Source organism: Vibrio sp. B1Z05, from assembly GCF_052955985.1.
This window is the reverse complement of record NZ_CP130463.1, coordinates 934,006-947,184: the sequence shown is the minus strand read 5'-3', so window position 1 is coordinate 947,184 and position 13,179 is coordinate 934,006. Positions and strand designations below refer to the sequence as shown.

Sequence of the window (13,179 nt, the reverse complement as noted above, 5' to 3'; positions counted from 1 at the left end):
ACATACCACTCAGAATGGAATATCATCAACATCAGGCATTAGTGTTGATACAACTTCGACCTGTTTAAGTTTGATTGCTTTCCAGTTGTGACGAGCTTTTGTTTTATCCCACGCCATAATACGCAATACAGACACACGTGACTCATTAGCGATATCACCAATTACAAAAGGCGGAACAAACGTATCTTCTACGAATCCAAAACCTTTCGGAACAATGCGAAGTTCACCTTCAATGGTGCTCACATTGGTTAACTCAATAGCTTGGGTCGGCACTGACGCTACCACCTCTTTTTCATTGCCACTCATTGACAAAGACAACTCAACATAGTCACCCGCTTGAGGTTTCTGGTTACTTTTGTGTATCCCCATGCGGACTGACCATGTGGTAGATTTATTCACAAAGACTTGAAAACCTTTCTCGGACTTATGAATATTCTCGATAACGCCAATGACTTTCTCAGTCGGTCCATGAAGGTATTCTATAGCATCTCGACAAAGTGATTTTAAAAACGCTTTCAGTTCATTTTCATCTACACTGGCGTCGTACCATGGTTTACTCACCAACTCTTCAAGCTCTGGCTTTACTTTCCAGCCATTACTTTGATATGCCTGCAATGCTGTCTTTAAGCACATTGATGCTTCTGTAGATTGCTGATTAGCCAGCAACAGCGGGATCGCCCCCTGAAGTAACTTTAAACTGAATGTAGCATCATGTGCAGAGACAATTCCCTTTGCGAAAAACTTCAGTGCTAAGCTATGGTCTTGCTTTTGATAGGTAGCAGCTAATGCTCCCCAAGCCCAAGCTTCTTTCTGTTTTTTTCGCAAGATTGGTAGTAATAACTCGCGAGCTTGTTCATATTGACCAGCCACAATCAAACACTTTGATTGATCATAGTCGAGCCAAATCAAGTGTCTCGAATCTGCGACTTGCTGACGCGCTAGATTGATGAACCCCAACACTTGATTAAGGTCGAGTTGCCAAAACTCACGAGCGCGTAACCAAGCGCTGGCAACTCGGCGAGCAGTAGATAGCATTAAGCTAGGCACTTCTCCTTTCTCTGCTTGAAAAGGCTTCTTTGCTTCATCATCAAACAGATCACCTTGGTGGCGCAGGACCAAATTTACTAATGAGGGAAACCACTCAAGGTTTTTCTTGAACTGAACCAACAGCATCTTGTATTCCAAACCACCCATTGGGATCTCTAAATTAATGATGGTTTGTAGTAAATTTTCGAGCTGTTCAAATTCATAGTCACTTGGTCGATAGTTATTTGATGAAGCTGCTCGATTTACAATTTTCTCTTGCTGCTGCTTGATAAACTCGTAACACACCCAGAATAATGCACTTTTAAGGTATACATCTTGTGGATTTACTTCTAACGCTGAAAAGCCAACATTCCAAGCCTCTTGAAGTTGACCAGATTTACGTAGGTTAGTTACGGTACGAAATGGTTGTTCTGTCATCTTTCTTTCCTGTAAAGGATCTTTTCATTCCATCGCGTCACGAATTGCTCCAAATCTTCAATGACTCAGCAAGTAAGTGGGAGGAACTGCTTAAATCTTGTTTCGGGTATACCTTGGTAAACTGCTTCTTTCCGTTATAGAAAAAGTCAATTACCGCCGTATCGCCATATTTTGTTAATGTGTAGCGTTGTGTCCATGCAATTTGGTCTAAGTTAGACACCTTAATATCGTGGCGCGAGAATACCTCGCTAATGCGAGAGTGAAACTGCTCTAAAAAGGGTTCAGTAAAGCTATATTGCTCTTGTATAGTATCGGTACTGATAGTTGATAAAGTAACGCCTTTAACCTCTGTTAATAGTTGCTGTAACAGCGTTTGAAGAAGACCTGTTTCACGGACATTAAACGATGAAACCTTGTTTTTACCGTTATAATTAAACTGTACCTCTGCTACTGCATCCGCGTGCTTAAAACGATATAACTCTTGGTATTGGTAGTGGCGAATGTTACATACTTCGATACCGGAATCTTGAATACAAGCTTGAACTTTTCTCAGCAGATCTTTCAATATTGGCTGGTTATCACTAATTCCAAACTGATGCGCTTGCTCTGGGTTCACCGAGTTAACTACTGACAAGTTCGCTGCTGATTGCTCAAATACCAAATCTTGACCACCTACGATTTGAGTATTCCCACCCAAACGGATTTTGGGCTCATCAACCACATAAAGCATTGAAGAAGTACGAGTGATTGCCGTATAGAGCCAACGAAAATACTCTTTGGTCAATATTTTTAGGTGTGATGAACACTTAACAATCACATGCTTCCATTCACTACCCTGCGCTTTATGACAGGTGATCGCATAACCAAACTTCAACTTAAACGCATTAAAATAAGGATCTTTTTCGCGACGAATTTCAAGCTCATCACGGTTGAGCCCTCTATGACGCTGCATAAACTCAATAGTAAGTGCCCTATTTTCATCAGGCGTAAGCGATGGCTCTGAGTTGTATAACAAGTTTTCTAAAATCTTAGCTTTTATCACTTTCGGCTGTAGCGTCTCATCTCGAAACACCAATTCAACATCGCGAAAGTACAAGTCCACATTGACCGATTCTGTTTTTCCATCCACTTTTTTCTTAAAGTAGACGCTCTTCTTCTCTGGCGCAGATAGGACTTGCTTCACCATTCCAAACTCGCCGTTAGTCACAGTAATATCTTCTCGATAATGGTTTGCTACCGAAATCACTTTGTCTCGTGGACACAGCTCGTATTTATTAGGGAAGAAGTGCTGACGACAAAGATCATTGTAAACTTTTACTTGTGAGTTTGAAGACGCAACTAACATAACCTCTTTGGTTTGTGCAATGGTTGAACGACACAACGCCATATATTGATCAATAGCTCCATCTGCCGTAATCGACTCAATATCTGGCTTGTCGGTATCAAAGTTAAGTTGGTTAAACACTCCTTCATCAATTGATGAGCGCAACATGACAGCGTTATCCATGACTCCACTACCAACTTTTTGTCGCACCACTTCGTTTAGGTGTGCTTCAGAAACTCTAAGCTCATATTTATCATTTAAATACTGTGCTTGCAACGCTGGCGAAAAGCTCATGGAGACTGGAGGGAGTTGAGCATGATCACCTATAAAAATGATCTTTCTTGGTGAAGCTAGCGCTACTTTTTCTAGAGAATCCTTAGTGTACTTGATGAGGTCATCGAGCAAGTGGCCTGATCCAAATTGAATTGAATCCGATTGCGTAAATGCATTCGATAGCATTGAGGCTTCATCGATAATATATACGGTCTCGTCACTATCAAGGTTTCGTTTGAGCTGCGCTAGCGGTATCTCCATCTCGTCTTCAGACAACAATTTAGCATTTTTAAAGCTATAAATGGCACTATGAATGGTAGCTGCACTCGTGCCCGTTTTTTCTGAGATCACTTTAGCCGCTTTTCCTGTTGGTGCTAATAACACACAGTTTCGGCCATACGCTTTCAGGTACTCAACTAGTCCCTTGGTAATGAAGGTTTTACCTGTACCTGCATAACCATGAAGGATAAAGCTATCAAGCTGATCCGACTCCAAATATGCTTGCATCTGTTCCAGTGCAATGCGCTGACCTTTCGTCAGCTCAACATTTTCAAAGCTATCGAAGATAGAGACACGCTTACGGGTCTCTTCCATTTTTAAGTCAAAGCTTCTCGCCGCTTCAACACTTGCTTGCTTAAATACTCTCAGTTTCTCTGCTTGAGCTTCAGCCGATAGCTGAGCAGTTTTTGCTTTATGCAATTCAACTTTAATAGCATCCAGTTCGTCTTGTGTTTGTTGAATAGCTTTCGCCCTGCTTTCGACCTCTTGTTGGAGCTTTTGGTTATCTTTTTTTAGTGAAGCCACAGCTGGCTCTTGCCTAGCTAGCGTTTGGAACTCAGGCACAAACACATAGTTTGATTGCATGGTTTGGATAAACCAGCGCCCAATAAGATAACACTCTTCGATTAACCAAGTTGCATGGTACACAGATACATCTAGCTCGTTATGAACCGCTTTATTCCCCAGTTTACGGACACTATGTAGTTTACCTAGGATATCTTCTGAAACGGCTTGCTTAAGCTTCCAATCTTTTAGTCGATCAAGTTGACTCGATCTTGCGTCAAGATCAATATCCAAATGATTACAGATGTATTCAACGAGCAACTCAGTGAATGCTCTGAGCTTGAATGCTGTTGTTTGTGGGTCATTAAATAGGTAAGACTCTGCTTGCTTGCCTAATTCTGCAAGCTTGGCATAATCTTGCTGTAAGAATGAGAAGTTTGAGATGGCCATTTTTACTCCATAACTATAATTTCGGCTAACTCGATTTCGCCCGAAAGCAATTTAGGAAGCAAGGTGTCACGCAACTTTTCTAGACTGATATTTTGTGCATTATTCTTTGCTGTCATATCAATTAGGTTGCTCACAATAGAGCTATATTTATCTAGAATGTCTTTAGGTGGTGTTAAGATTTTAACCTTGCGTAATTCTGCCTGCTTGATGCCTAAGACTGTAGAACCTGAAGCTCGGCCTTCCATATCCGCCTTTGCTTGGATTGTTTGTAGCCAGTCAAATAAAAATACTGGGTTGCAAACATCAGAGTTTGCTCTAAGCCCATATAATCTTTGGCTTAAGCAAAAGTCTTGTGACCCATCAAAGAAGTACAGTTCACCCATCGGTGCTTCAGATGTCATGATGATGTCGCCTTTGACAAGAGGCTCTTTCATCCATTTTTTATATGTAGTTTCATCAAGAAAGCGGATTGTATCTGGTCGAACAATCTTCTTAGATTTAATGTTTTTTGCCGAGATTGCTGGATAGCCTTGTTCAACCCAATCACTACCGAGTTTTTTAGGTGTTTTTCCTCGATGGTCGATAATCATCGATGTATGACTATCTAATGTTCCAACGTCCCAGCCTTCAGGTATCAACCCAAGCTCAGACTCAACGAGCTTTTCTGGGAATAGCGAGGCAGTAGCGGCATCCATACCCTCTGGTTCTTCGCCATTCATCTTAGCTTTCACAGGATCAAAATCGACAAACCATGATTTGAAGATGGCTTGCGCCATTTCTTCTAAGGTTTGGTTGGTTTTATTGTTCAAACCTATTTTTTGATCAAGTAGTGCAAGCTTATTTCCTAATGCTTCTCTTTCTGATTCAGTAGCAGGAATTCTGATTAAAAGTGCGTGAGCATTATCTCTATTTAGCCCCGGCACAGCGCTATCAGAGTTCATTTTTTCCAAACCTAATGAACGAAGTAGGTAAAAAGTAAACCTTAGCTCTCCTAGAGTTTCTTTCTTAACATAGAAGGCTGTATCTATAGGCCAAAATGGAACCTCTGATAAATGAACGGCACCGACACTACCTTTTCGACCAATAATAAGTCCGGGGCCATCTATAAAAAAGTCATTGTGATAATCTACACAACCATTTGAACCATATACTGGGTGCTCACCAACTTGTCGCTTTGTTTTGGGTAACCCTTTGCCATACACAAACGGGCAGTATTCACCTACGGTTGAATCAATCCAGTTCATAACCTAACCCCGCTAGGTTTTTCTTGATTTCAGCTTCTAGCGTTGCTGATTCTGCAAACTGCTCACTCAACTTAGAAGTTAGCGTTGCCATCTTCTCAGCAAAAGGAATGCCATCATCCTCTTCTTTAGCAGCACCAACGTAACGACCCGGAGTTAACACAAAGTCATGCTTGGTGATTTCTTCCAATGTTGCTGATTTACAGAAACCTGCCTGATCTTCATAAGCGACACCATGAACTTCTTCACCCGTTTTCCAAGCGTGGAATAGGTCTGCAACTTTCTTAATGTCATCAAAACTGAAATCACGAAGTACACGGTCTTTCATGAAGCCAAGGTTACGCGTATCAATAAATAACACTTCACCTTTACGGCCACGCAGCTTACGACCTGCCTTATCAACACGAGGGTTCTTGTTCTTAGTTAAGAACCAGATACAAGCAGGGATCTGTGTATTAGTAAACAGTTGACCGGGAAGTGCAACCATACATTCAATCAAGTCATTCTCGATTAACGCCTGACGAATAGTGCCCTCGTTGTTGGTCGTTGAACTCATTGAACCATTTGCCAACAGAAGCGCCTGAGAGCCTTCAGGAGCTAGGTGATGAAGCATATGCTGCATCCATGCGAAGTTAGCGTTACCTGATGGCGGTTGGCCGTATTTGAAGCGAGGATCGTTATCATCAACACCAGTGTTCCACTCTTTCATGTTGAATGGAGGGTTAGCCATGATGAAATCAGCACGAAGATCAGGGTGCTGCACGTTAGTGTAGGTACTTGCAGGCTCTTTACCGAAGTCGTAATCAAGACCACGGATCGCCATATTCATCGCCGCTAGTTGCCAAGTTGTGTGGTTATATTCCTGACCGTAGATAGAAATCTTTTGTTTCTGAGTTAATGCATCAATTTCTTTTTGATTTGCTTTTCGCTCAATGAACTTTTCTGATTGTACGAAGAAACCACCAGAACCCATTGCAGGGTCGTACACTCGACCTTCAAACGGTTCAATCATTTCAACAATCAGCGTTACGATAGAGGCTGGCGTGTAGAACTGGCCACCTTTTTTGCCTTCAGCCAGTGCAAACTGACCAAGCATGTATTCGTATACATGACCTAGGATGTCTTTACTGTTTAGATCAGCATGAACAAACGGGATGGTAGCGATCAGATTGATAAGCTCATTCAGCTTCGCTTGGTCAATCTTCAATGAAGCGTATGATTTGTTAAGCACACCTTTCAGTTTCGGATTGTCACGTTCGATACCTTCAAGTGCGTTATCAATTAAGTGACCAACAGAAGTGATTTTCTTAAGTTTACCATTAATATCGAGTTCAGCACCGCCAATAACCAATGGACCATTGTCTTGCAGGAACTGCCAACGTGATTCCGTTGGTAGCCAGAACACGTTTTTCTCGGTGTAGAAGTCACGTTGCTCAAGCTCGATAGCAATCTCTTCTGCTAACTCTTCTTCAGAGAAATCAGCCGGATCTAAGTAGTATTCGTGCTCAGGATTAGCAAGGTCAGCTTTAATTTCATCCTGACGCAACTTAAACGCATCAGAGACGTATTTAACGAAGATTAGACCTAACACTGCGTGTTTGTACTGCGCCGCGTCTAGCGTTGAGCGAAGTTTGTCTGCTGCTGTCCAGAGTTTGCTCTCTAGATCCTTAAGGAATTGTTGCTCAGTTTGATTCATTCGTGATTCATTCTTCAGGTCAAAAACTTGTTACATAATAACACCCTAAGAGACATAAAACGGGGTGTTAGTTCAAACTAGAATGGAATTTTTGATTGATGGCATGATATGGTAAGAAGTCGATGGCATTATCTAGTATGTTTATCACACGACTAATGACAATGAACTATACCGATGTCTATAACGATTTTTAGAACGATTAATGGAAGAGTTGTGCCTTTATCTGTAGGTGATTTTGCAGGTTCTGTACCAAGACAAAAAAGCGCACCACTACCGAAATTTTCACTATCTCAAATCGGTAAAGAATATTATTCAACAGCTCAGTCGTATACTGTTCCAAATGCCCAATGCCCAGTGCCCAGTGTGTGGTGCAATGATGTTTTACTACGAACACAGCAACGGTGCAAAAGTCTACTTTGATGTTCTGGGACCACCATGGCCAAAGCATCCCTGCACTGATAACCCTATTCACTTGTCAGCGCCACCTAAATTACGAAAATCACCTACTGATCCCACTAGTTCAAAAGAACAAAAAAGTGACTGGGCCAATCGAGACTGGGTGCCAATTCAAATCACAAAGGTTAGTGAAAAAACTGCTGGCGTAGGCCTACCGAAGTCATTGGCGGTTGATGCTTCATGTATTGCTAGTAGAGATGCTGCAAAGTTTCAACTAGGTTACTCCACTTAACGCAAGCTAAAAATAAACAAAAGCTCTATCAAACAAGCTCTTCTATTAGTTAAAAAAGAGGATAGAGGTTGCACTGTTGCAATACATACTGGGGTAGCTGAGACCGAGATTAGAGGAACACTAACTACTCACTCTCATCATCACCATCACAGTCATTTAGTTGACCGAATGCCCTATAGCTATAACGAATTTAATCTCAGCAAAGTGCGACTCCAAGTACCAAACGAAGATGGAAACTTGGCATTACTTTTTGGTACTTATCTCAAACACACCATTATGTATATCTTTGATACAAACAACCCTTCTCACTCAGATGCACTCGAACAAATCACTAGTGCGAAAGAAGTTGAGCTTTCAATCCAAACTGAAGCCGCTGAGATTCCATGGCACAAGAAAACTACACTTTTGTTGAACTCTAATGAACTAATTCAACTCGTTATTCGCTCTGAAAAAGAGAAATACAAGTTTTTTGCGCCATCCCAAAGAGCTAAACAACTAGCTAAAGATAAGCAACAGAAAGGTGGCAACTCAGCCTTAGCTGATGCTTTCTTTCTGGCACTTAGTGAAAAGGAGAGGTAATCATGCTACAGGGTTGGGAAGCATACAGCGGGTTAACTAGTCGTGATAAAAAAACAAGCAAAACCACCAATAAACCAAGAAAGACTGTAACGAGGCACACTAAAATAGTTTTCTTCTTCTATTTTTACGAACTAGACAAAGAAGAAAGAGTGCAAGTAAAAAAAGCCAAAGGAGTCTATCAATTGGTTCAGAAGCAGAAAAAATTGATTCAGAAGGGTTTTGCTGTATCTAAAGTTGTCAAATTTAACCCCGAGATTCCCATACATTTAGGATTTAAGATTTTTGGCAAAGAAACTAGATATCAATTATGCAATTTAGGTGAAGAATGAGCAGACATTTAGATAATTGGAAGCAAGGTATGAAAACTCGCTACACCCACTTATTAACTGGCGAGTTGGCACTTTTAGATGGAAAAATCTATCGCCGACTTGAGAGCTTTGGTAACCAACAAGCATGGCAGCAAATCAAGCTCTCGCCGAGAAAATGCATGGAACGAAAGATCAAATATTGCGTGGTCAAAAATAGTGAGATTGGGAAAGATATTCCAACGCGAACCGCTTATGTCTACGACGAAAGGCTCGAGCTAACACGAACAGTTCAACTAACTTAACCTGACTACGGTGTGCACGCCCCCCTTTAGATTTAGGCTGATAATATCAGAGCTAAAAACTTCATAGGTCAGCGTTAAAATTGCTATAAAACTAGCAGGCTACAACACCGGCTTAATGGCTATCAAATAAGCGTCAATAATAATATCTCGCTTTTTGTCCCTGATTGAGCTGAAAAGCAGAGTGTCAGCAGGTTAGCTCTCCAGACTTCCTGAATCGTTCGAAACGATCCTTTACCAAGTTGCGGTATACCGGATACTCACTGAAGTAGCGCACAATTTCCTCTGCGTCTCTCCCTGAGTGACATAGTTCACGCTGTACATAGGTAAAGATGTTTATAAACCTTACAAGGCTGATTTCATCTACAAGACAATCAGCTTCTGAAAATGGTACATACAAGATAGCGATATCACTTTTAAAATCACCTGCTGATAATAATCCCCCTTCCTTACGGCGCTTAAATCTTGCTTTTATGGCGTTGGTATCAGGATCAACCATCCAAAGTTTGAGTTCCTTCTCGTTTAAGAAAGTCTCCTGTTGATAACAACAGTAACTTTCATCTGTACGCTGAGCAGCCAGAATATCTCTGTATAACTGTGTCCACGTTATACGATCCTTTTGGTACTTATCCTTGGCCCAGTTATTTTTAAAACGTTCAAGAAACACAGCTACAGAAGGAACAACGACAGTTTTACCCTGTTTTTGAGTTAGCTCTGGCAGATAATTACTCAATGTAGGAGATGGTTGATGCGATAGCTCCATCATTAAGTCAAACAGGGCAGCCCAGTACATCACAAGCTTAATTACATATTCCGTAGCCTGTTCAGTTGGCAACTCTGGGAGTTGTAGCCTATCTATATATAGCCAGTCTCTTACAAATGTTTGAATTACCTCATAGTCATTTTTTTCATCGGTACCTTTGAGACACAAATACTCAATTTCGCAATGAGCCAGAAGGAAACTAAAAAACTCATCAAGCTCAAACCTGCCGTATTCATGATGGACCTTTCTGAATGATGCGATCGCCACCTTCATCGAAGACCACGCACCGTAGTGCTTAGGTTCATAGCCCTCAACTTCATTTAAATAACTATCGAGGTCAAATCCCGTTAGGCGACATTCTTCCTTCAGCTCCCGAATGAGTTTCTCTGAATCTCCGTTACGATAGTCCCTGAACATCTGCTGATCATGAGTAATGTAGGGATCTTTTTTCAGCATTCTCATTAGTTTGACGAATGCGTCGGAATCTGACTTTATATCTTTAGTTGATACCCGAAAGAACCCGGAAAGACAGTTAAATAGAATCCCTTTGTCAGAAAGTGCGGTAAACATATTTCAGTGAAATGTCCCTTTTTACATGTCTGTACTGAGAGAGAATACCTTCTGAGCAAGAGAAACAAAACCTTGCTTAGCATTTTCTATTAACAAAAACAGGATAATAAGGAAGGTATAATGACTGATAACATACTAAAAACTATACAAAGTGGTGCACAAGCACTTTCATTGCTAAGTAAGGTACGTTGTGTGAAAACCTATTCGTTCTCATCTGGAGAAAAAGCAAAAAGCTTATATTCATGGCCTACCGAATTTGAAAAAGACAATGTAGTTGCCTGTGTACTCGAACAAAATGGAAAAGCTTTGGGGAACTACTGTAGAGTTAAATCCTATCCCGTCTCCTATGCTCAGTATAAAAACTATCTACCTGTTTATGCACCGGAAATCATCAGTATCCGTGTTTCACGCTGTCAACTGGATGTATATAAACTTCTTTTCAAAATAAACACTATCACAAAAGTTACGGCTGTTTGGGACAGTGTTAAGAATCCGATGCGAACATACCCTAAATCTTTGTCCGACATAGATGGTTTAAAAGAATTCGCCGAATACCGGGATGCGATGCTTGTTTTCGATTTCAACAACGAAAAATACAGCACAAAGCTTCCAGCATTTGCATACAAGGCATTGCTGGTAGCGTCAGATGAATTTAAAACATTTTCTATTTCTTCTGACGACAGAAGTCACTTCATTGGTAACGTCACAGATAAGTTGGGGAGAAGTAAAAGATACCTTGTTCACAACGGTAATAAGGGATACCTCTTTGAAATGATTAATGAAACCTCTGACTCAATCGATAAACTGGTTGGCTGTGACAAATGGGTCGAAGTTCTGAAAAAAGACGGCTGGAAGTTTTACAACGATAAGTAATCTGACGCTACAATGCGGTCACCTTAATAGTTTTTGCTACTAGCTTTCACTCCAAATCGAAATGACAGTTGCAGAGTCTCCTTTGCAGTAGGCAAGGCAGTAAGATTCCTAACACTATATTGCTTTTGTCCTGAGTATTGTTGCGACACATAAAATCAGGTAGTAATCTATCTTTCATCTTGATGAGCATATTTGTGGGAAATTAAAATGCGTTCAGACGTTTTAAGGTGGAGTCATTATAAAGGAGGCGCTGTAAACGAACCTTTCATAGACCTATTCCGTTCAGGTCCCGTTTCGCGAGAAGAATTTAGGTTTATTATGGAGAACTCAAGCGAAAATGTTCGTAGGCATGAGCACAGACACTATCTTCCTATAATGCAATGTTTGAATGCGATTCACTACAGCGAAATCTACTGTTATCGAGGGATTGACCTGACCGATAATGACTTTATCAATGGTAAACGTGTTAATTTTATTAGCTTTTTAAATCGTCTATCAATTGCTCCAATATCAGACTCTACTTTTCAAAAACTTATTATAAGCGACAACACAACGGCGAACTTTCAAGCTAAAAAACAAAATGTGATACCACTTGCTAACACCATTCGCACCCTTGCTAACAACCTGCACGACCTTCCAATGTACTCCAATCGTGAAAATGATTTAGGTGGTATGCACTCCGCCGATAAAGTGCAGTATGATTTAGACAAAGAAATCTCGGAGTCGATGAAAGACACTTCTGAAAATCGTCGCAGAAGGTTAAAGTCAGCTCCTAATAATCCTGAGAAAATCCAAACGGTTTCAACAGCATATCGAAGGAATCCTGATGTTATTGTCGAAGTTCTACTAAGAGCAAATGGTATATGTGAGCACTGTAAAAAAGACGCTCCATTTAAAAGGCGCAAGGACGAAACACCGTACCTTGAAGTGCATCATATAATCAGGCTTGCAGATGGTGGAATCGATAGCGTTGAAAATGCGCTAGCACTTTGCCCAAATTGCCATAGAGAACTTCATTTTGGTTCCAAATACTAGAGCTGTAACCTATCTCTAATCTCTAATCTCTAATTCGATCAACTCAAGGAACTAAGAGCAATTCGCTCTTGTCCCTATCCGAATCAGAAAACCCGGTTTCGTAGGAAGGATTTGGACAAAAGTGAGTCAGTTATATTACTAAATTAGGATGTAACGGATTAGCTGAGGTATGGAAAAGTAACGCCCAATTAAGCGGCAGCTAACACCACTAAACTCAAGCCCTGCCACCGTAAACACCGCTGCCAACCAGAACCAAAAGTGCCAAAGATTAGCTATCTGACTTCAATTGATTGTTAGGTGCTAGCGGGGATCTCCATATATACCAATAGAGTCGCTAGTCCATCTATCTTTTAGAACTTTCGGTACTAAAAGCCGTACTTCTTTAAGCTTTATTGCATTCAGCCAATGATCTATTTGTTGTGAACTCAATTGATGGTACAAAGTATTGCCAACAACAAAATTATTTTCTCTTCTTTCTGTTCCTGAACGAAAGAATTTTAGCGATATCTTATTAACAACTTCATTATCAATTGAGAACACTGGTACTGAAATATCAAGTTGAGAAATCTGTTCATATGTCCCAGATTCACCGTTATGTGAAGTAAAATTCAAGTAAACATAAGTAGCATCTAAAACTTCAAGATCTATATAATTCGACATAACACTTAATACTCAACAAAAACAAATAGTGTACTTTAATATCAGATCAATTCAAATGGTTTGACGCAACCCCATTACCACGTCACTCAAGCAAAGCCACCGTAAACACCAAACTTATTTGAACCAAAAATGCCACGCGTTAGCTGTAGCACTAAGGCGCTCTTGTCCCTTTG

The 13,179-nt window shown here is 40.7% G+C and carries 12 protein-coding genes; 6 read left to right on the top strand and 6 right to left on the bottom strand.

All coding sequences use genetic code 11. From position 1 onward, the window contains the following. Positions 1 to 9 precede the first annotated feature (9 nt). The 4 genes from QV280_RS04440 to QV280_RS04425 are packed head-to-tail and all read right to left on the bottom strand — an operon-like array spanning position 10 to position 7,231. Positions 10 to 1,464: a DUF7017 domain-containing protein gene (locus tag QV280_RS04440; RefSeq protein ID WP_152821870.1), complete on the bottom strand. Its 1,455-nt coding sequence runs from the start codon at positions 1,462 to 1,464 to the stop codon at positions 10 to 12. A gap of 37 nt (positions 1,465 to 1,501) precedes the next feature. Further along, entirely contained in the window at positions 1,502 to 4,294 is a 2,793-nt protein-coding gene (locus QV280_RS04435; protein ID WP_152821868.1) for an ATP-dependent DNA helicase, read from the bottom strand. A 2-nt stretch (positions 4,295 to 4,296) separates the two neighbouring features. Continuing rightward, positions 4,297 to 5,538 (bottom strand): restriction endonuclease subunit S, encoded by a 1,242-nt coding sequence (locus QV280_RS04430; protein ID WP_152821866.1) that lies wholly within the window; start codon positions 5,536 to 5,538, stop codon positions 4,297 to 4,299. Further along, complete coding sequence (locus tag QV280_RS04425; protein ID WP_152821864.1) at positions 5,525 to 7,231, bottom strand: type I restriction-modification system subunit M; 1,707 nt, start codon at positions 7,229 to 7,231, stop codon at positions 5,525 to 5,527. The genes QV280_RS04430 and QV280_RS04425 overlap by 14 nt, the downstream gene beginning before the upstream one ends. Positions 7,232 to 7,466: 235 nt before the next feature. Here QV280_RS04425 and QV280_RS04420 point away from each other — a divergent pair, with 235 nt between their 5' ends. From QV280_RS04420 to QV280_RS04405, 4 genes are all read left to right on the top strand, one after another. Further along, complete coding sequence (locus QV280_RS04420; RefSeq protein WP_152821862.1) at positions 7,467 to 7,919, top strand: hypothetical protein; 453 nt, start codon at positions 7,467 to 7,469, stop codon at positions 7,917 to 7,919. Between the two features lie 237 nt (positions 7,920 to 8,156). Further along, entirely contained in the window at positions 8,157 to 8,498 is a 342-nt protein-coding gene (locus tag QV280_RS04415) for a hypothetical protein (RefSeq protein ID WP_152821860.1), read from the top strand. Between the two features lie 2 nt (positions 8,499 to 8,500). Then, positions 8,501 to 8,827, top strand: a complete 327-nt coding sequence (locus QV280_RS04410) for a hypothetical protein (protein WP_152821858.1) — start codon at positions 8,501 to 8,503, stop codon at positions 8,825 to 8,827. After that, entirely contained in the window at positions 8,824 to 9,108 is a 285-nt protein-coding gene (locus QV280_RS04405) for a hypothetical protein (RefSeq protein WP_152821856.1), read from the top strand. The genes QV280_RS04410 and QV280_RS04405 overlap by 4 nt, the downstream gene beginning before the upstream one ends. Positions 9,109 to 9,292: 184 nt before the next feature. Here the strand turns inward: QV280_RS04405 and QV280_RS04400 are convergent, their stop codons facing one another. Next, on the bottom strand, positions 9,293 to 10,438 hold the full coding sequence (locus QV280_RS04400) for a hypothetical protein (protein ID WP_152821854.1): 1,146 nt from the start codon (positions 10,436 to 10,438) through the stop codon (positions 9,293 to 9,295). A gap of 120 nt (positions 10,439 to 10,558) precedes the next feature. Here QV280_RS04400 and QV280_RS04395 point away from each other — a divergent pair, with 120 nt between their 5' ends. After that, positions 10,559 to 11,311 (top strand): hypothetical protein, encoded by a 753-nt coding sequence (locus tag QV280_RS04395; RefSeq protein ID WP_152821851.1) that lies wholly within the window; start codon positions 10,559 to 10,561, stop codon positions 11,309 to 11,311. Positions 11,312 to 11,518: 207 nt separating this feature from the next. Then, a complete protein-coding gene (locus QV280_RS04390; RefSeq protein WP_253912592.1) occupies positions 11,519 to 12,346 on the top strand; it encodes an HNH endonuclease in 828 nt (275 codons plus the stop codon). 300 nt (positions 12,347 to 12,646) lie between these two features. Here the strand turns inward: QV280_RS04390 and QV280_RS04385 are convergent, their stop codons facing one another. Further along, positions 12,647 to 13,006: a hypothetical protein gene (locus QV280_RS04385; RefSeq protein ID WP_152821849.1), complete on the bottom strand. Its 360-nt coding sequence runs from the start codon at positions 13,004 to 13,006 to the stop codon at positions 12,647 to 12,649. Between the last annotated feature and the right edge of the window lie 173 nt (positions 13,007 to 13,179).